Source organism: Bradyrhizobium sp. B117 (assembly GCF_038969555.1).
Taxonomy (GTDB): Bacteria; Pseudomonadota; Alphaproteobacteria; order Rhizobiales; family Xanthobacteraceae; genus Bradyrhizobium.
On the sequence record NZ_CP152414.1, the window covers coordinates 4210385 to 4227194 of the forward strand.

A 16810-nucleotide genomic window follows, 5' to 3' on the forward strand; every position below is an offset into this window, starting at 1 on the left:
TGGCTTTTGTCGCATCACAGATGCTGCCGAAAGAATTGGACGACGCTTGCATTGAAGTCCCGGTGAAAGGCTGCTCGATCGAAGCCCGCCGGGTCTGTGCAGAAGCGCGGCAGCTCGGCGGCAAGCTCTGGCGAACACGGCGGGTGGAACGCGAAGTGGCCGGATGGCACGATATGAACCGCGGGTTGGCCAGGCAAAGCATTCAGGACGCGCGCAACGCCTTCCGGATCAACGCCTCGATCTTTGGCTCCCGATTCGGATCGCCAGACCTGCAATGGAATGTCGATTGATGACAACGTACTCCTTGTAAATGCGAAAGTCGGTGCAGGATCGGCAATGACGGCAGCCTTGATCCGAGTGTCTCGCGGCAGAGTCTTTGGGACATCGCCGCTCCGTACTTGCTCGCAGAAGCCAGAGTTGTTGGTGCAGGAAGACGCAGTCCTCTGGAAATCGAGACCGGCTCCTGCAAGCACCAACCCTGTGAACCCGCCCTTCGAAAAGCCGAAGAGGCCAATTTTGGACGAGTCGATTGCGTCGCGGTCTTTCCAGGACTTCAGCATAAAATCGATCAGGTGAACCATATCGGCCGGCCGGGAGGCCCAATTCGACAGACTCTCGCTCTGCGAGACATCGTTGCCGTTGTCCCCTGGATGACTGATGGCCGCGACGACAAAGCCGGCATCAGCCAACGCCTCTGCAGTGTCATGATGGAGGCCGAACCAGCCGCCTTGACCATGGGAGAAGACCACCAGAGGCAGCTTCGTGCCAGTCACGGGGCAATCCTTTGCTCCCTGTATCGTGTCGATGAACTTTAGCGTGAGTTTTCCGAGCGGCAGGGATTGCGGCTCTGCGGCGCACGGATACCAAACGGCGCCGGCCAGATTCGGATCAGAATCAAGAAGCTGGATGCCAGCCCCCCGCGCGGGACATTCCAAACAACAAAGCATCAGGTAACAAGCCAGCCATGTCTTGCGTCCCAAGGATGCCCCCTAGCTGCCAGATGTAGTTAACCGACGGCTCACCACAGGATTGTGTCGAAATCCGTTTTGTCCCGGACATCACGCGGCGTTGCTGTCATCAGCGGCGCCGCTTTGTTTTGTCAGCTTCGTGTCAGCTTTTAACCCTTCCAGTTTCTAATCATTGCTATTTGTTTCTGTCCTGAAATAGATGTGCGCAGCTTGCACACCACTTTCCTTCATAGCTTCCCGTGCCGATCGATTTTGCATTCCAGGCGATGGCCGAACGGTCGGATCGCGCGCCGGCGCCATGGCGCCGGCCATTCCTGCGTTGGCTCGACGCCGTCGAGACGGGCTGGGCCGTGCCGCTTCTCATTGCGTGCTTCGTTGCGATCTGGACGCTCTATCTCGCCATCGCCTATGCCGGAGGTGGCCTGCATCCCGACACGCTCGAGGCCTGGACGCTGGGCCGGAATTTCGAGTGGGGCTATCACAAGCATCCACCGCTGATGGGCTGGGTTGCCGCGAGCTGGACCTCGGTCTTTCCGCCGAGCGACTGGTCGCTGCAATTGATGTCGATGGTCAATGCAGGGGTGGCGTTGTTCTGCGTCGATCTGGTCGCGCGGCAGTTCGTGCCCGGGCACAAGCGCATCCTGGTGCTGCTGCTGTTGATGCTGACGCCGGCCTATCAATTCCACGCACAGCGCTTCAACGCCAATTCGGTGCTGCTCGCGATCTGGCCGCTCGCGACCTGGTGCTTCCTGCGCGCGTTCGAGACGCGTACGGCGCTGTGGGCATTTGCTGCGGGATTCACGACTGCGCTGGCGATGGTCGGCAAGTATTATTCGATCTTCCTGGTTGCGAGTTTCGCGTTTGCCGCGCTGGCTCATCCGGCGCGGCGCGCTTATTTCACCTCGGCTTCGCCCTGGATATCGGCCGCGACCGGGCTCGCCGTGCTGTCGCCGCACATCTACTGGCTCGCGACGACGGGCGCATCGACGTTCACCTATGCGCTGGCCCACGCCAACGGCAATGCCGCAAGCTCGCTCATCGAGGTGAAAAACTTCGTGCTGGGGCTGGCCGCGGCCATGGGCGTGTCGGCCGTGCTCTGGGTGTTGATCGCGGGGGCGCGGCTCAAGCAGTTTCCGGCCGACTTCGCGGCCATGAGTCCGGGCCTGCGGCTTCTCTTCTACATCGCGATCGGCACGATCGTGCTGCCGGTGCTGACGTCGCTCGCGATGGGATCGGATCTGCCCTCGCTATGGGCGCTGCAGGGATTGTTCCTGTTCGTCGTGCTGATCGTTTGCGGTGCGCGCTATCCGATCGAACGCTTCTACACCGTCAATGTCACGGTGTTCGTCATCGGCGTTGCGCTCGCCGCCGTTCTGGTCGCCGCGCCGATCCACGCCGTCTATCGCAACAATCACGGCTACGAAGAGGGGCGGAATTTCTATGCGCCGGCGGCAAACGAGCTGACGCGGCAATGGCGCGAGCTGACCGGCGAGCCGTTGAGCGCGGTGAGCGGCGACGATTCGCTGTCCTTTGCCACCGCGTTCTACAGCCCCGACCATCCCCGTTATGCGCGGCCGTTCGAGTATCAGTACAAATGGGGGCTTCCGCGCAAGACGACACTCGACCGCGGCTGGGCCGCGCTGTGCTTCAGCGACCAGGACAGTTGCGGCAAGTGGCTGGAATCGGTGTCCGGCCGAGCCGGGCACTTCGTCAAGCGCGAGTTCACCGTGCAGGCCACGCTGTGGGGAAGGCCCGGCGTCACGCGCGATGTTGTGGCGCTGATGGTGCCGCCGCGCGACAACAGTGCAGCGCCTGCGAGCACGGCCAACGAGTTCGGTGCCAGCAGGCGTCCCGCGCCTTAAGCTTTAGCAGTGGCTGTCGCGCACCTGCTCGAGGCCCTCGCTCGCAAACGGGGGAGTGAATGCCGCTTGATCGGCGTTCGGCACTGATTGCTTCGTCGCCTGACGATCCCGGTCGGTACGGTCTTCGCGATGTTCCAGTTCCATTGAGGCAGCCTTTCGAATTGCTGCAGTACAACATCGACGCGGCCGGGAAGTTCCTCAACCGACGGGACGGTGATGCGGCCGAAACAGCCGCCCCTTTTCCACCACCAGCACGATCGCGAGCGCGGCCAGCGTCGACAGGAAGAAGCCGATCGAGAACGGCAGCAGCGTGCCGTCAAAGCTCTGGCCGATCGCCATGCCGACCACGATGCCGATCAGTGTCGTGATCGAGCCGTAGAGCGAGGAGGCGGTGCCGGCGATGTGGCCCTGCGGCTCCATCGCCAGCGCGGTGAAGTTGGCCACCATCATGCCGAACGAGAACATCATCAGCGCCGAGAGCACCATGAACAGGGAGAGCGGCAGCACGCCGAGACTTTCCGTCAGCAGCATGATTCCGGCCACGGCGGCATAGAGGCTCAGCGCGCCGTGCGAGATCACGCGCATGCCGAGGCGTCCGACCAGCTGCGCATTGAGGAAGCCGGCCACCGCCGTGCCGGCCGCGATCGCGGCGAAGGCGAGCGGGAAGTAATCGCCGAGGTGATAGACGCCGGTGAACACCTGCTGGGCGCAGAACACGTAGGCAAACAGCGCGCCGATGACGCTGCCGGCGGCGGTCGCATAGCCGATGGTCTGGCGATTGGTGACGGTCTGCCGGAACGCCGAGAGCACGTCGGCCGGCGCCAGCGACCTGCGCTCCGACTCGGGGAGGGTTTCGGGGAGCCGCAGCACGCACCATGCGAGCGCGAGCAGGCCGTAGAGCATCAGCACGACGAAGATGCCGCGCCATGCCGTCACCAGCAGCACTGCCTGTCCGAACGAGGGCGCGATCACGGGCACCGCGATGAACACCATCATGGCGAGCGACATCACGCTCGCCATGCGGCGGCCGACATAGCAGTCGCGCACGATCGAGGTCGCGATCACGCGCGTTGCCGAGGTGCCGAGCCCTTGCAGCGCGCGCGCCAGCAGCAGCGTCTCGAACGACGGCGCGGCGACCGCCAGCACGCTCGCGACCGCATAGACGGCCATGCCGCCGAGCAGCACCGGGCGGCGGCCGAAACGGTCCGACAACGGGCCCATCACGAACTGGCCCGCGCCGAAGCCGATCAGGAAGGTCGACAGCACCAGCTGGAGATGGTTGGCGACAGGAATCTTGAAGGCTGCCCCGATATTGGGCAGCGCCGGCAGCATCATGTCCATCGCAAGCGGATTCAGCGCCATGATGGACGCGATCACGATGACGAATTCGGGAAAACCCATGGGGCGGTGTCCGGAGGACACCCAATCGTCGGCATTGACGTCGGACAAGCAGCTCACCTCTGAAAATCAGGGGCTTTTTGAGCGGTTATGCTGCGTCGCACAACCCATGTTTCGGGATGGCAGGCCGGCGGAACCGCGGCGGACACGACTTGGTGAAGCGGCTCTAGGCGTGACCCGTCTTCCGGGCCGCCTCGACCAGGCCGAGCGCCAGCGCGCCGGCGGTCTCGACATAAGCCAGATCGCGGTGGATCAGCATCACGGTCGTGGCGCCGTCGAGCAGGATCAGGAGCTGGCGCGCGAGCGCCGCCGCGCCGGGAATGCCATGCTGCGTCAGCTCCGCCTCTAGCCAGGCTTCGAAGCGTTTCTTGTGCGCGGCGCCGGCCTTCACGGCCGGATGGGCCGGCGTGTTGGCGAGCTCGGCGATGGTGCGCAGAAAGCCGCAGCCGCGCCAGCGCGGGGTGTCGACGGAGCGCCCGAGCTTGACGAAGAGGCCTCGGACCTTGTCGGCGACGGTGCCGTCGGTCTCGGCGAACCAGCGCTTGTAGAGCTCCAACGTCGGCTGGTCCCTCGCGGCGATGGTTGCGGCGACGAGCTCATCCTTGCTGGTGAAGTGATAGTAGAGGGTCTTCTTGGTGACGCCGGCCTTCTCGGCGACGGCGTCCATGCTCACCGCCCTGATGCCCTCGCCATAGAACAGGCGCGTCGCCGCGACGACGATCTGCTCGCGTGTGCTGTCACCCTTCTCGGACATCAGCAATGTATACTGCCCAGTGAGTATACACGACAGGCCGCTGTGGCTGACTTCCGGACCCTGTTCGACCTCGAAGGAGCGGCCACTTGTCCGACTTGATACTCTGCGAAACGCGCGGCGCCGTCGCGCTGCTGACGTTGAACCGTCCGAGCAAGCTCAATGCGCTGAGCTACGCGCTGATCGACCGCCTGATGGCGATCCTCGACCGCATCGAGGACGATGCCGCTATCCGCGCTGTCGTCCTGACCGGCGCAGGCGAGCGCGCCTTCTCGGCCGGCGCCGACATCGCCGAGTTCTCGGAAAGCGTGAAGTGCGGCCCCGACGCTGCGGCAAAAGCCTTCGTGCGGCGCGGGCAGGGCATGACGGCGCGCATGGAGGCGTTTCCGAAGCCGATCATCGCCGCCGTCAACGGCATCGCCTTCGGCGGCGGTTGCGAGATCACCGAAGCGGTGCATCTGGCGATCGCCAGCGAGCGGGCGAGCTTTGCCAAGCCCGAGATCGCTATCGGCATCACGCCGACCTTTGGCGGCACGCAGCGCCTGCCGCGGCTCGCAGGCCGCAAGCGCGCGCTGGAATATCTTTTGACCGGCGATTCCTTTTCACCGCAGCGAGCCCTGGAGATGGGATTGGTCAACCGCATCGTGCCGCATGAGCAGCTCCTCGACGCAGCCTTCGCGCTGGCCGACCGCATCACGCGGCACTCGCCTCTCGCGGTCGCCCGTATCATCACAGCCGCGACGCGGGGTCTCAACAGCTCGATCTCGGAAGGCCTCGCCATCGAGAGCGAGCAGTTCGCGCGCATGGCGGCGACGCAGGACACCCGCGAAGCGCTCGATGGCTGGCTCGCCGCCCGCGGCTCGCGCTAGAGCGCGTTTGCGCGGAGATCATGCTCAAACAATAACCTAAAGCGCGATGGTGATTCATCTTCATGCCATCGCGCTAGACGCAGTCTGGAAACCAGGGATTCACCATAACAGCGGCAACAGACCCTTAGGGAGATGAATCCGCAACGCATCCTGTCCAATGTGGCCTGACCGGACGCCGGTCAGGCGCCGAGGGAACGCGAGCCACAGGCAGGATTGGACGTGTCTGACGTTACCGGGACAGCACGATGGGTAGGGCCGGCGGGCATGGCCGGGAAGCGCAACGTCTGGCACGACTGCGTGGTTGCGCTGGTGGCGCTGCTGGTGCTCGGCAATCTCGTCAGCGATCTCACGCTCGATGTGAACTTCGGCTGGGACGTGCGCGTCAATTGCGCGGCGGTCGATGCCCATGTCGATGGGCTCGATCCCTACTTCGTGAAAAATCTGAAGGGTACGAAATTCTCTTATCCTTATCTGCCGGTGACGCTCGAGGCGTTCCGTCCGCTGTGCGCGGGCGGCTTTCTCGTCGGCCATCACCGCGGCGTGTTTCTCCTGCTCGCCATGCTCTGCGGCCTGCTGCTACCGGGGCTCGGCCGCGACCGCGGCGGCTTTCGCGATATCGGGTTGAGGGTGCTCTGGGCGCTCGGCGCCTTCGTCGGCTTCGAGTGGGTCTTGGCGTCGGGCAATTTTACCATCATGAGCGGCACGCTGAGCGCGGCCGCGCTGGCCCTGCTGCTGCGTCGTTTCCCTTTGCCGGACGCGGACGATGATCGAAGCTTCGGCCTGCGCATCGTCGGCGCTGCTCTGCTCGGCCTCGTTGCCTCGTTCAAGCTGGTGTACAGCCCGGTGCTGGCCGCGCTGTATTTCCTGCCGCTACCGCGCCGGCAGAAGATCGGCTTGATCGCGGCCGCGGCCGCAGGCCTGGCGCTGCCGGTCCTGCTCTCGATGGTCCTCTATCCCGATCTGTTTTCGAGCTGGCTGCTCGCGATCAGGGGGCAGATTCCCGACCAGCATTCGATCTATGTGATGGACACCACGCCGTCGCTGCTGCTGCTGGCGCAGAACGCGCTCGACCAATTCGGGCTCAGCGGCAGCAAGCCGATCGTGTTCGTGGCTTACGCGCTCGTGGCGTTCGCGCTGGTGCTTGCGCCGTTGGCTCTTGTGGTGCTGCGCCTGGCGAATGGACGAGCAAGTCGGGAAGGCGCTTTCCTGGCACGACTGGATCGCTGGCTGATCGACCATCCGCGCGAGGCCCTGCGCATCACTGTGCTGGCGATGTACGGGCTCTATCTCTGCGCGCCGCGCCTGAAGGAATATGCCTTCTTCGAGCTCGCGCTCTACGGCGCCATCCTCATCGTTGATCTCCCGGCCGCAGCCCTCGCCGCCGTCCTGGCCATCGGCGTCGCCGTTCCAATGCTCGCCTCGCTCGCGGGAATGTCGATCGAAAACAGCTTCGTGCAGATCGCGGTCGCGCTGGCGTGCTTCTGGATCATGCTGCGGGCGCAATCGGTGCCGTCAGCTCCAGTGGTGCGGGCAGCCGGGGTCGAACCGGCACAGCGCTTGCGCACCGAGGGATTTTAAGTCCCTTGCGTCTACCAATTCCGCCATGCCCGCTTGATCCAACGGGATCAAACACTTAAGTCCACCCCCGGCGGTCTGGAATTGGCGCTTGCGCAGCCGGAGGGGCGGTTCTTCCTTAAGCGAGCCGCGCGCACAAGGCAAAGCCTCAATCCGGACATCTGTTGCTGCTTTAGGCATTCTCAATCCACGGGGACTATTCATCCGGCATGGCTGCTTCGTTTTCCCACCGCCCGCGCTGCTGCGGCGCGCTTCTTGTGCTGCTCGCGGCGGGCGCCGCGCTGTCCGGCTGCGCCAGCATGAGCGAGACGGTCGCGCCGGCCTTTGCCGATCCCGGCAAGTACGAATTGTACGATTGCAAGCAACTCGAGACCGAGCGGAAGGCGCTGGCGGCCCGCACCGCCGATCTGCAGAGGCTGATGAACAAGGCGGAGACGGGGGCCGGAGGCGCCGTCGTGTCCGAGCTCGCCTATCGCAACGACTATATCGCGGTGCGCGGCTCGACGCAGCTCGCCGACGACGCCTGGCGCCGCAACCGGTGTCGGGAGACGCCGCCGAATGCGCCGCCGCAGGCCTCGACGCCGCAGCCGCCGGTCATCAAGCCCGCCCCGAAACCCGGCAGCGCCGCTCGCTGAGCCGGCGTAACCGAACCCGCATCACGGCCGCCAGAAGTAGATCCAGTCCTGCCGCGCCAGCATGCGCTCCGGGCCGAGCGCGCGGATCGCGACATCGCGCGCGAGCGCGAGCGGCCCGCCCAGATGGTAGATGCGGCCCTGCTGCCGCGCGGTCCGCTGCACCCGCCGCACGCGCGCCTCGCGCGCGCGGCCATATTGCTTCAGCGCCGCCGTGATGCCGGCTGCGCTCTCGGCGGCTTCGGGACTGAGATGGCGCGCCAGCACGGCGGCATCCTCGATCGCCATGCCGGCGCCTTGCGCGGCGAACGGCAGCATCGCATGCACGGCATCGCCGAGCAGCGCGACCGGGCCCTTGCTCCAGGGGCAGCCGTCGGGCACGCCGAACAGCGCCCATTTGCGCCAGCTATCGACCGCGGCGAGCATCATCCGCGCCGGCGGTGGCCAGCGCGGCGCGGCGAAGGCGTCCATCACCTCGAGGGGATCGCCGGGCGTGCTCCAGCCCGGCCTGTTCCAGGTGCCCGGCAGCACTGCGACCACGTTGATCTGGCGCCCGCCCGCGATCGGATAGGCGACGAGATGGGCATTTCGGCCCATCCAGAGCTGCACCCGGCGGGCGGTGTAGTCCTTCGGCAACTGCGTGGCGTCCAAGGTGCCGCGCCAGGCGATCAGGCCGGAGAAGCGCGGCTGCACCTCGGGAAACAGATGCTGGCGTACCGTCGACCAGATGCCGTCGGCGCCGATCAGCGCGCTGGCGAGATCGCTGCGGCGGATCGTGCCGCTGCGATGGACCACGGTCAGCCCCTTGGCGTGCGGCGCGACGTCCTCGAAGGTCGCCCCCAATTTCAGGTCGATGTCGGGATGATCTGAGACAGCGCCGGCCAGCGCCGATTGCAGGTCGGCACGGTGCACCACCCAATAGGGGGCGCCGGCGCGCGCCGACGCCGCTTCGCCGAGCGGCATGCGCAAGAGCTCGCCGCCGGCGCGCGCGCTCATGATCGAGACCGCCTCCGGCGTCACGGCGCGCAGCTTGAGGCGCTCGGCGAGGCCGAGCTCGACCAGCACGCGGCTGGCATTGGGGGAGAGTTGCAGGCCGGCGCCGACTTCCTCGAGCCGCTCGGTCTTTTCCAGCACGACGATGCGGAAGCCGCGGGCCGCGAGCGCCAGCGCGGCCGTCAGTCCACCGATGCCGGCACCGGCGATGACAATCGTTCGGGAGAGCGCCACCCCTGACCGATGGGAACGGTCAGGCCACCTTGTCCTTCAAGACGCATTCCGGCGGGCGGGCTTCGCCCGCCTTCAGGTCCGCCGCGAAGCGGTACAGCGTCGAGCAGTAGGGGCAGATGATCTCGTTGTCGTTGCCGAGGTCCAGGAAGACGTGCGGATGGTCGAACGGAGGATTAGCGCCCACGCACATGAACTCTTGCGAGCCGATCTCGATGACGGGAACACCGGCATCGTTATGGAAGTGCGGGACGACATGGTCGGACATCGTAGTTCATCCTGGAGTGGCAACGGCGGCAGATACAATCAAGAACTGACGCGGCATCTTTAAGGCGCCGCGGACCATAATGGTGGGTGCTGATGATTGCTAGTCCAGCGGAACCAAAAGGTTCGCAATGCCCCATGCTCATTTGCTCATGCAAATTCGACACAATCTTGCGGCCTGAGAGAAGCCCTTCTTTCGTCGGGGACGTTGTGTCGCAATTTTGGCATACTATGTCTGGGGACGAGCGCGATTTGCGACGAAAGACGAACCATCAGGCGCAAGACGATTTCAAGACGATTTCAGGACCATCCAGGCTTTCCGCATGAAGTGGCTGCGAATCACCACAGCGTTGACCGGGATCGCGGCATGCAGCTTCATGCTGGTGCAGGTAGCGCCGCATGCCCGTGAGGCCGGCGCGATTCTCTCCGCCCAGGACGATCCGGCCGCGCTTTCAGAGCTCAAGCTCGATGCGCTGCTCCGGCAGAACGACCATCTGGTTCAGGACAATATCGAGGCCGCGCTCGCCGCCGGCGATGCCGATCTCGCCGACAGTTTCGTTGCGCTCGCGCGTGACCGCAACCTCGCACTGCCCGACGACCTCATCAATCGCGTCAGCGATGCGGTCAAGGCCGAGAACTCCACCTCGCATTTCGCCAAACGGTTTGCCACCGGCCTCATCACCGGCAACGCCGACGATGTCGCAAGCCTGTCCGGAACCGTCGCCGGCGATCTGTTCGTGATCGGCGACATCAGGGATGTCGTGCGCGAGGGCAAGCATCTGGCGATGGGCGAGGACACCGATCGTCTTGTGCTGGGCCTGGCGACCGCGGGCCTTGCGGTGACGGCCGTGACCTATGTCTCCGTTGGCGGTGCTGCGCCGGTTCGCGCCGGGCTGACGCTGGTGAAGGATGCCCGCAAGGTCGGGCGGCTCGGCGAGGGCCTCGCCGCATGGGCGGGCCGGTCCGCGCGCGAGGTGGTCGATGCGCCGATGCTCCAGAACGCCGTCGCCAAGGGTTCGGTGTTCCGCCCCGGCGAGACCGTCAGCGCGATCAAGGCCGCATTCCGGGCCGAGAAGGCTGGCGCGCTGGTTCGGCTCGGCAAGGACGTCACGCGCGTTGCCGAAAAGACCGGCGCGCGCGGCGCCATGGATAGCCTGCGGATCGCCGAGGGTCCGAAGGATGTCGCGCGCGCGGCGCGGCTTGCGGAAGCGCAGGGCGGCAAGACCCGCGCGATCATCAAGCTGTTCGGCCGCGGAGCGCTGCTGCTGGTCGGCGGCGCGTTCAATCTGGCGCTCTGGCTGCTCAGTGCGGCACTGACGCTGTTCGGCCTTCTGTCCTCGATCAAGGCGACCACCGAGCGCCTCACGCAGGCCTGGTGCGATCGCAGACGGGCGCGGCGCCTCCGCCGTGCCCAGATCGCAGCCCAGGCTGCTCTGGCGAACACGGCCCTCACGGCCTGAAGCGCAACGCGCTTCAGGCTATTCTTTGAGCATGATCTTGCCGGAATACCGCTGCACACTTTTCCGGATCATGCTCTAAGATCACCCATTCCCCCTCAAGACTTGCGGAACTGATGATGCCGAGCTTTCACAACGGCGCCGTTGAAATTGCCTATCTCGACGAAGGCGAGGGCGATCCGATCATCCTGGTGCACGGCTTTGCCTCCGGCAAGAACGTGAACTGGGTCTATCCGACCTGGGTCTCGGAGCTGCGCAAGAACGGCCGCCGCGTGATCGCGCTCGACAATCGCGGCCACGGCGAGAGCGCAAAGCTCTACGATCCCGCGCAATACTCGATCCCCACCATGGCCGGCGACGTGCTCGCGCTGATGGACCATCTCGCCATCCCGCAGGCCGACATCATGGGCTATTCGATGGGCGGACGGATGACGGCCTGGCTCGCCCTCAACGAGCCGCAGCGCCTGCGCTCGGCGATCCTCGGCGGCATCGGCATCGGCGGCCTGATCGAAGGCACCGGCCCCGGCGAAAACGTCGCCAAGGCGCTGGAAGCTCCCTCGCTCGACGACGTCACCGATCCTGTCGGGCGTACCTTTCGCGCGTTTGCCGATCAGACCCGATCCGACCGCGTGGCGCTTGCCGCCTGCCTGCGCGGGACGCGAGATATCATGACGAAGGACGAAGCTGCGCGCATCGACGTGCCCGTGCTGATCGCGGTCGGCTCGACCGACGATGTCGCTGGCTCGGCCAGCGCGCTCGGCGCCATCATCGCGGGTTCGGAAGTGCTCGATATTCCGGGCCGCGACCACATGCGCGCGGTCGGCGACAAGGTCTACAAGACCGGCGTACTCGACTTCCTCTCACGCCGCGGCTGACACCTCGTTCGCCGACTCGTCATCGTCAAAGCGGCGTGTCAGCGCGATCAGCACCACGAAGGTCGCGACCCACACCATGCGCGCGCCGTAACGATCGTGCGGTCCTGAGATCACGCCGCAGATGAAGGCGTTGCCGAGCAGGGCCAGCGTCACGCCAGCCGCCAGCAGCGTCAGATCGTCGAGCCTTCTGTTGGCCAGTGCATGTCCGAGCAGCGCGAGCAGTCCGAGCATCGAGACCAGCGCGACGGGGACGTGTAGCCAGTTGACATAGTCGAAATCGAGGCCCCAATTCTGCTGGCGCGCCGCGCGCATCGGCGCGACCTGTGCCGGGATGTAGCGCTCGATGATGCCGTAGGTGTGCGGGATCCAGACACTGGCGCCTTCGCCGGTCGCCACATGCAGCAATTGCTGGCCCATCGCGCGCAGCGCCGCGCCGGCCTGCCAGGCCGGATAATCGGCGAACGAATGCACGACGATATAGCCCATCTCGTCGTTCATGCCTTCGAAGCGGCCGAGCGTGTTGAACATGCTCTTGCCCCACAGGAATTCGTCGGCGGTCGCCGGCAGCTCGTTGCGATAGGGACAGAGCTTGTAGCGCTCGCGCGGGCAGTGGTCGTTCAGGTAGCGCGCGACGATGCCGTCCTGCATCATGCGGCCGAAGGCGACGCCATAGCCGCCGGGCGTCCACGCCCATTGGCCCGACAGCGCGTGGTTCGCCGAGACCAGCATCACACCGCCTGCGATGATCGTCAGGCTCGCTTGCGCCAGTCCGGCAATCGGCAGGTGTCGCCCCAGCAGCGGCCGCGCCATCCAGCCGGCGGCGCAGAGCCCGAGCAGCACGCCGAGTGTGGCGCTGTGGGTCGCGGCGGCAAAGGCGGTGAAGACGAACAGCGAGATCTTTTCGAGCAGCGACGTGCGCTCGCCGCCGACGATCAGCAGGAACAGCGACAGCACCGAGAGCCCTGCGAAGATGTCGGTGAGCAGCATGCTGGCGAGCCAGGGCAGGGCGGTCGACAGGATCAGGAGCAGGCTGATCGCAACGAAGCGGAAGGTCTGCATCAGGCCGAGCACGCGCAGGGTGAGCTGCAACAGCCACAGCGTCGCCAGCGACTGGACCGCGAGGTTGTTCCAGAAACCAAGATTCTCGCCGTAATGCAGGTAAAGGCCGAACACGGTGGAGCGGCTGGGGACGAGATAGCCCTCGTACCAGCGCGCCAGATAGCCGCCGGTATCCCATTGCAATAGCGGATAGCCGTTCCACGACGCGGGCGCGATCAGGAGGAGGGGCAAGACAGGGGGCAAGGCCACCGCCGCCAGCCGCAGCCAAAACGAGCCCGCGGCGCGCGCGCGCAATTGATCGGTGGTGATGCTCAAGATTGCTCCGTCGTCCCCCGGGGACCATGCCCGCAATAACCGTCGAGACGGAATTCACCAATAGTTTGACCCCGCCCGGCTTGAATTTGGCCAAACCCTGACCATTTTGAGCCGACCTTGCCGCTTGGGGGCGTCAAAAGAAACCCTTGTGTTTCAAGGCGTTGGCATGCCCCCGCGGGGCAAGGCGCTGTTCACTCTCAGGCAAGCCCGTCAGGACTTTGTCGCCTACACTGTGCTATAGAGCAACAAAACCAGCCCATTCGAAAGAGCAGATCCCAGAGAGAAAATCATGGCAGTGCATCAGGTCAATCCGGGAGGAAAGCTCGCATCGCTCGATCCGATCTGGGACCGGATCCGAGGCGAGGCGGAGGACATCGTCCATCGCGAGCCCGAGCTTGCAACCTTCATCTATTCGACGGTGCTGCATCACAGCCGCCTCGAGGATTCGGTGATCCATCGTCTTGCCGACCGGCTCGATCACTCAGCGCTGTCGGGCGATCTGGTGCGCCAGACCTATGACGAGGCACTGCGCGACGATCCCGATCTCGGCAACGCCTTCCGCGCCGATCTCGTCGCCGTCTATGACCGCGATCCCGCCACCGCGCGCTTCATCGATCCCTTGCTCTACTTCAAGGGTTTTCACGCGATCCAGACCCATCGTCTCGCACACTGGCTCTACCTGAAGGGCCGCAAGGATTTTGCGTATTACCTCCAGAGTCGCGCCTCCGCGGTGTTCCAGACAGACATCAATCCGGCCGCGCGCATCGGCCGCGGCATCTTCCTCGACCACGCCACCGGCTTCGTCTGCGGCGAGACCGCTGTCATCGAGGACGACGTCTCGATCCTGCACGGCGTCACGCTCGGCGGCACCGGCAAGGAGAACGAGGACCGTCATCCGAAGATTCGTCACGGCGTGTTGATCGGCGCCGGCGCAAAGATCCTCGGCAACATCGAGATCGGCCATTGCGCGCGCATCGCCGCCGGCTCGGTCGTGGTCAAGCCTGTGCCGCACAACGTCACGGTCGCGGGCGTGCCCGCCAAGATCGTCGGCGAGGCCGGCTGCGCCGAGCCGTCACGCACCATGGATCAGATGATCAACGCGATGGGGCTTTGAGCCCGCGAGCAGGCGCCGGATTTTCCGGCGCTTGTCGTCCCCAAATTCTTTGGCAATTCATGCTGGCGGTTCGTCGCGTCTCGTCCTAAAACCCGCCGACCAATTTCGATCGGAGACTTGCCGTGGACGTCAAAGAAGTCAGAAAGCTGGACGCGTATCTGAAGCGCGTATTCGGCAATCCCAAGATCCGCGTCGTGCCGCGGCCGAAGAAGGATGATTCCGCCGAGGTCTATATCGGCGAGGAATTCATCGGCGTGCTCTTCGTCGACGACGAGGACGACGATCGCTCGTTCCAGTTCCAGATGGCGATCCTCGAGGACGATCTCGTCGATCAGGAATAGCCACTTTTGTCGTTGCGAGCGCAGCGAAGCAATCCAGGCTGTCTCCGCGGAGGGACTCGGGATTGCTTCGCTTCGCTCGCAATGACTGATGAGGCCCGAGGTTGCGGATGCCGCTGCCTCGGGGGCTTATTTCTTCGCGATAATGCGTAGCCGCGCCGTTGCGTCGGCGACCGTGATGCCTTCCGCATCGACCAGTTCGGCTTGCACGACCATGTCGCGCTTGGTCTGCTCGATCATTGGCGCACGCGCCGTGATGGACCCCACCGCCGCAGGTTTCAGGAAGCGCGTATCCAAGCTCCTGGTGACCACGGTCAGGTCAGGCGACAGCTTCGCGAGCGCGCAAATCCCGGTCGCGGAATCCAGCATCGCCGCCAGGAATCCGCCCTGAACGGTCCCGTGCCTGTTGGTGAACGCGGGCTGCGCCTGAAAGCGGATCAACGCTTGCCCGGCCCCGTCGAAGCCGAGCCATTCGCGTCCGAGCAATTGGACGCCGGGTGGCAGATTGGCTGTCGCGTCGCTCACATCGGTCTCCCCCGGCGTTTTCCTTAAAGAAGAGGGTACCAAGCAGCCGATCCGGTGCAAGGCTTGGCGGCACTGATGCCATCGGCAACAATCTGTGAGTAGGGCGCGTAATCACGCGTATGTAGAGTGACAACGCTCCCAGATCATTGGCCCGATATGCACGCAGACTCTCTCGAGATTGCCCGCCTCACCGAAGAGTCGGGTCTGTCGAAGACAATCGCCGCGCTTCAATTTGCGTTTTGGGGCCCGCTGACAGGGTATGGCTCGGCCGCCGACTATGAGCAGTTTCTTTGCCATGCGGCTCGTTCGCACCATCTGCCGGAAATTCTGGTCGCCCGGTGCGGCACGACCTTTGTTGGCTCGGTCAATCTGCTCGCCAGCGAGATGACGATACGTCCTGCACTTTCGCCGTGGATGGCGCAGCTGTTCGTGCCCGACAGCGCGCGGAGTCAAGGTGTCGGAAACGCGCTCATTGAAGCTGCCGTGGCAAAGGCTGCGGCGCTGGGCCATCGACGGCTATATCTCTACACCTCGGGGACTTTGCCGGGCTACTATGCTTCCCGCCGCTGGCAGCCGGTCGAGGAGGTCGAATATCTCGGCAAGAGGCGCGTCATCATGGCTTACGATCTGGCTTGATAGCAAAAAAATGCACTCAAGCTGTCCTGCTGGCGTGAGCCGTACGCCCGTGGCCCTTGCGTTCGACCAATTCAACGCCGATCTCTTGAGTTGCGCACGGTTCTCCGTCACGCGCCCACCGCTACGAGCATGTCGGGGATCGTGACGAATTTCTCCCGCGGCTAGCCGAGCAGCGCTTCCCTGCGTTTCTCGGCCGCGTCGATCGTGCCCCAATCCGGATAGCTCACGATGCGTGCCACGCGGCCGGTGCTGATCCGATTGCGATAAGCGCTCACTCGAAATGGACGGCGAGCCAGACCGTTGGCTGTTGCGGCTCCGTCCACTCGACGCGATGGCGTTTCCTTGCAGGGATGAAGACGTAATCCCCCACGCCCAGCGATCGCGCGGCAAGCTTATGTTCGAACTGCAATGTGGCGCGCCCTTTCAGCACGATCACCCACTCGTTCCACGCCTGATCATACCAGAAGCCCGGCGGACTAGTTTGCCCCTGCGATATAATGCGCTCGATCTTCAAGCCAGGCCGCGCGAGGATTTCGCTGAACGCCTCTTCCCCTATGTTGGCGGCCGAAACATCCGCCACATCCGTGAATAGATTGCCTGGCTGGATTGTCATCGATATTCCCACGCGTTTCCAGAGCCGAATTACCTACAAGCCCACGTAGCGCCCCATTCAGGTCCGTTCAACGGCGCATAGCGGACTGGATTTGCTCACGTTGAGTTCTTCGCATTTTGACCCGAAGCGGACGTGTTGGCTCACCAAAGCGGTTTAATGCGGATGCCATCCGTGGCTCCCCACTGGAACATTGACTGCCCATGGCTCATATTCGGCACCATGGGTTTTCTGAGATTTTCGTTTAAGTCTAGGCGGCGCGCCATTGCCTATTACGCGGTGGCCATACCTATGATGATTTTGTTCATCTACGGTGCAAGCCGGTTTGGAGATGGGCC

General features: G+C 64.4%; 19 protein-coding genes and 1 tRNA gene. 8 read left to right on the forward strand and 12 right to left on the reverse strand.

Features of this window, described 5'->3' with window-relative positions; genetic code table 11:
- Positions 1–14 precede the first annotated feature (14 nt).
- A complete protein-coding gene (locus AAFG16_RS20580; RefSeq protein WP_283086094.1) occupies positions 15–980 on the reverse strand; it encodes a hydrolase in 966 nt (321 codons plus the stop codon).
- Between the two features lie 254 nt (positions 981–1234).
- Between AAFG16_RS20580 and AAFG16_RS20585 the strand changes: the two genes are divergently transcribed.
- Positions 1235–2830, forward strand: coding sequence for a glycosyltransferase family 39 protein (locus AAFG16_RS20585; protein ID WP_342740943.1), 1596 nt, complete (start codon positions 1235–1237; stop codon positions 2828–2830).
- Between the two features lie 3 nt (positions 2831–2833).
- Here AAFG16_RS20585 and AAFG16_RS20590 read toward each other — a convergent pair whose 3' ends face one another.
- The 3 genes from AAFG16_RS20590 to AAFG16_RS20600 all read right to left on the reverse strand — a co-directional run bounded on the left by AAFG16_RS20590 (position 2834) and on the right by AAFG16_RS20600 (position 4982).
- Entirely contained in the window at positions 2834–2974 is a 141-nt protein-coding gene (locus tag AAFG16_RS20590; protein WP_342740350.1) for a hypothetical protein, read from the reverse strand.
- 54 nt (positions 2975–3028) lie between these two features.
- A complete protein-coding gene (locus AAFG16_RS20595) occupies positions 3029–4279 on the reverse strand; it encodes a multidrug effflux MFS transporter (RefSeq protein ID WP_283086095.1) in 1251 nt (416 codons plus the stop codon).
- Positions 4280–4394: 115 nt separating this feature from the next.
- On the reverse strand, positions 4395–4982 hold the full coding sequence (locus AAFG16_RS20600) for a TetR/AcrR family transcriptional regulator (RefSeq protein ID WP_342740351.1): 588 nt from the start codon (positions 4980–4982) through the stop codon (positions 4395–4397).
- Positions 4983–5068: 86 nt separating this feature from the next.
- On the opposite strand from AAFG16_RS20600, the gene AAFG16_RS20605 reads away from it, so the two are divergent.
- Entirely contained in the window at positions 5069–5848 is a 780-nt protein-coding gene (locus AAFG16_RS20605; protein ID WP_342740352.1) for a crotonase/enoyl-CoA hydratase family protein, read from the forward strand.
- A 99-nt stretch (positions 5849–5947) separates the two neighbouring features.
- Here the strand turns inward: AAFG16_RS20605 and AAFG16_RS20610 are convergent, their stop codons facing one another.
- The 3 genes from AAFG16_RS20610 to AAFG16_RS20620 all read right to left on the reverse strand — a co-directional run bounded on the left by AAFG16_RS20610 (position 5948) and on the right by AAFG16_RS20620 (position 7459).
- A complete protein-coding gene (locus tag AAFG16_RS20610) occupies positions 5948–6379 on the reverse strand; it encodes a hypothetical protein (RefSeq protein ID WP_283086098.1) in 432 nt (143 codons plus the stop codon).
- 339 nt (positions 6380–6718) lie between these two features.
- Entirely contained in the window at positions 6719–7351 is a 633-nt protein-coding gene (locus tag AAFG16_RS20615; protein WP_342740353.1) for a hypothetical protein, read from the reverse strand.
- Positions 7352–7370: 19 nt separating this feature from the next.
- Positions 7371–7459: transfer RNA gene (locus tag AAFG16_RS20620), tRNA-Leu, on the reverse strand.
- Positions 7460–7632: 173 nt separating this feature from the next.
- Here AAFG16_RS20620 and AAFG16_RS20625 point away from each other — a divergent pair.
- Positions 7633–8058 (forward strand): twin-arginine translocation pathway signal, encoded by a 426-nt coding sequence (locus tag AAFG16_RS20625; RefSeq protein ID WP_283086100.1) that lies wholly within the window; start codon positions 7633–7635, stop codon positions 8056–8058.
- 21 nt (positions 8059–8079) lie between these two features.
- Here AAFG16_RS20625 and AAFG16_RS20630 read toward each other — a convergent pair whose 3' ends face one another.
- Both AAFG16_RS20630 and AAFG16_RS20635 read right to left on the reverse strand, forming a co-directional pair.
- Positions 8080–9282, reverse strand: coding sequence for an FAD-dependent monooxygenase (locus AAFG16_RS20630; protein ID WP_283086101.1), 1203 nt, complete (start codon positions 9280–9282; stop codon positions 8080–8082).
- Positions 9283–9301: 19 nt separating this feature from the next.
- Positions 9302–9547 (reverse strand): zinc-finger domain-containing protein, encoded by a 246-nt coding sequence (locus AAFG16_RS20635; RefSeq protein ID WP_007602543.1) that lies wholly within the window; start codon positions 9545–9547, stop codon positions 9302–9304.
- 319 nt (positions 9548–9866) lie between these two features.
- Here AAFG16_RS20635 and AAFG16_RS20640 point away from each other — a divergent pair, with 319 nt between their 5' ends.
- Together AAFG16_RS20640 and AAFG16_RS20645 are read left to right on the forward strand one after the other, a co-directional pair.
- Positions 9867–11003, forward strand: a complete 1137-nt coding sequence (locus AAFG16_RS20640; RefSeq protein ID WP_342740355.1) for a hypothetical protein — start codon at positions 9867–9869, stop codon at positions 11001–11003.
- Positions 11004–11119: 116 nt separating this feature from the next.
- Positions 11120–11875: an alpha/beta hydrolase gene (locus AAFG16_RS20645; protein WP_342740356.1), complete on the forward strand. Its 756-nt coding sequence runs from the start codon at positions 11120–11122 to the stop codon at positions 11873–11875.
- Here AAFG16_RS20645 and AAFG16_RS20650 read toward each other — a convergent pair.
- Positions 11861–13249, reverse strand: coding sequence for a hypothetical protein (locus AAFG16_RS20650; RefSeq protein WP_342740357.1), 1389 nt, complete (start codon positions 13247–13249; stop codon positions 11861–11863). The genes AAFG16_RS20645 and AAFG16_RS20650 overlap by 15 nt on opposite strands.
- Positions 13250–13538: 289 nt before the next feature.
- Between AAFG16_RS20650 and cysE the strand changes: the two genes are divergently transcribed.
- Both cysE and AAFG16_RS20660 read left to right on the forward strand, forming a co-directional pair.
- Positions 13539–14363 (forward strand): serine O-acetyltransferase, encoded by an 825-nt coding sequence (cysE, locus tag AAFG16_RS20655; protein WP_027560093.1) that lies wholly within the window; start codon positions 13539–13541, stop codon positions 14361–14363.
- Between the two features lie 122 nt (positions 14364–14485).
- Positions 14486–14704 carry a DUF3126 family protein gene (locus tag AAFG16_RS20660; RefSeq protein WP_007602550.1) on the forward strand — a complete coding sequence of 73 codons (219 nt, stop codon included), beginning with the start codon at positions 14486–14488 and terminating at the stop codon, positions 14702–14704.
- Positions 14705–14830: 126 nt separating this feature from the next.
- Here AAFG16_RS20660 and AAFG16_RS20665 read toward each other — a convergent pair whose 3' ends face one another.
- Positions 14831–15226 carry a PaaI family thioesterase gene (locus tag AAFG16_RS20665; RefSeq protein ID WP_342740358.1) on the reverse strand — a complete coding sequence of 132 codons (396 nt, stop codon included), beginning with the start codon at positions 15224–15226 and terminating at the stop codon, positions 14831–14833.
- A gap of 126 nt (positions 15227–15352) precedes the next feature.
- Between AAFG16_RS20665 and AAFG16_RS20670 the strand changes: the two genes are divergently transcribed.
- Complete coding sequence (locus AAFG16_RS20670) at positions 15353–15862, forward strand: GNAT family N-acetyltransferase (RefSeq protein ID WP_342740359.1); 510 nt, start codon at positions 15353–15355, stop codon at positions 15860–15862.
- A 271-nt stretch (positions 15863–16133) separates the two neighbouring features.
- On the opposite strand, the gene AAFG16_RS20675 is transcribed toward AAFG16_RS20670, so the two are convergent.
- Complete coding sequence (locus tag AAFG16_RS20675; RefSeq protein WP_342740360.1) at positions 16134–16475, reverse strand: cupin domain-containing protein; 342 nt, start codon at positions 16473–16475, stop codon at positions 16134–16136.
- Between the last annotated feature and the right edge of the window lie 335 nt (positions 16476–16810).

Excerpts from the sequence above, each read along its gene's own strand:
- AAFG16_RS20585 (WP_342740943.1), top strand. The coding sequence starts at position 1,235 with ATGGCCGAACGGTCGGATCGCGCGCCGGCGCCATGGCGCCGGCCATTC.
- AAFG16_RS20590 (WP_342740350.1), bottom strand. The coding sequence starts at position 2,974 with ATGGAACTGGAACATCGCGAAGACCGTACCGACCGGGATCGTCAGGCG.
- AAFG16_RS20600 (WP_342740351.1), bottom strand. The coding sequence starts at position 4,982 with ATGTCCGAGAAGGGTGACAGCACACGCGAGCAGATCGTCGTCGCGGCG.
- AAFG16_RS20610 (WP_283086098.1), bottom strand. The coding sequence starts at position 6,379 with ATGGCCGACGAGAAAGCCGCCCGCGCACAGCGGACGGAACGCCTCGAG.
- AAFG16_RS20625 (WP_283086100.1), top strand. The coding sequence starts at position 7,633 with ATGGCTGCTTCGTTTTCCCACCGCCCGCGCTGCTGCGGCGCGCTTCTT.
- AAFG16_RS20635 (WP_007602543.1), bottom strand. The coding sequence starts at position 9,547 with ATGTCCGACCATGTCGTCCCGCACTTCCATAACGATGCCGGTGTTCCC.
- AAFG16_RS20640 (WP_342740355.1), top strand. The coding sequence starts at position 9,867 with ATGAAGTGGCTGCGAATCACCACAGCGTTGACCGGGATCGCGGCATGC.
- AAFG16_RS20645 (WP_342740356.1), top strand. The coding sequence starts at position 11,120 with ATGCCGAGCTTTCACAACGGCGCCGTTGAAATTGCCTATCTCGACGAA.
- cysE (WP_027560093.1), top strand. The coding sequence starts at position 13,539 with ATGGCAGTGCATCAGGTCAATCCGGGAGGAAAGCTCGCATCGCTCGAT.
- AAFG16_RS20675 (WP_342740360.1), bottom strand. The coding sequence starts at position 16,475 with ATGACAATCCAGCCAGGCAATCTATTCACGGATGTGGCGGATGTTTCG.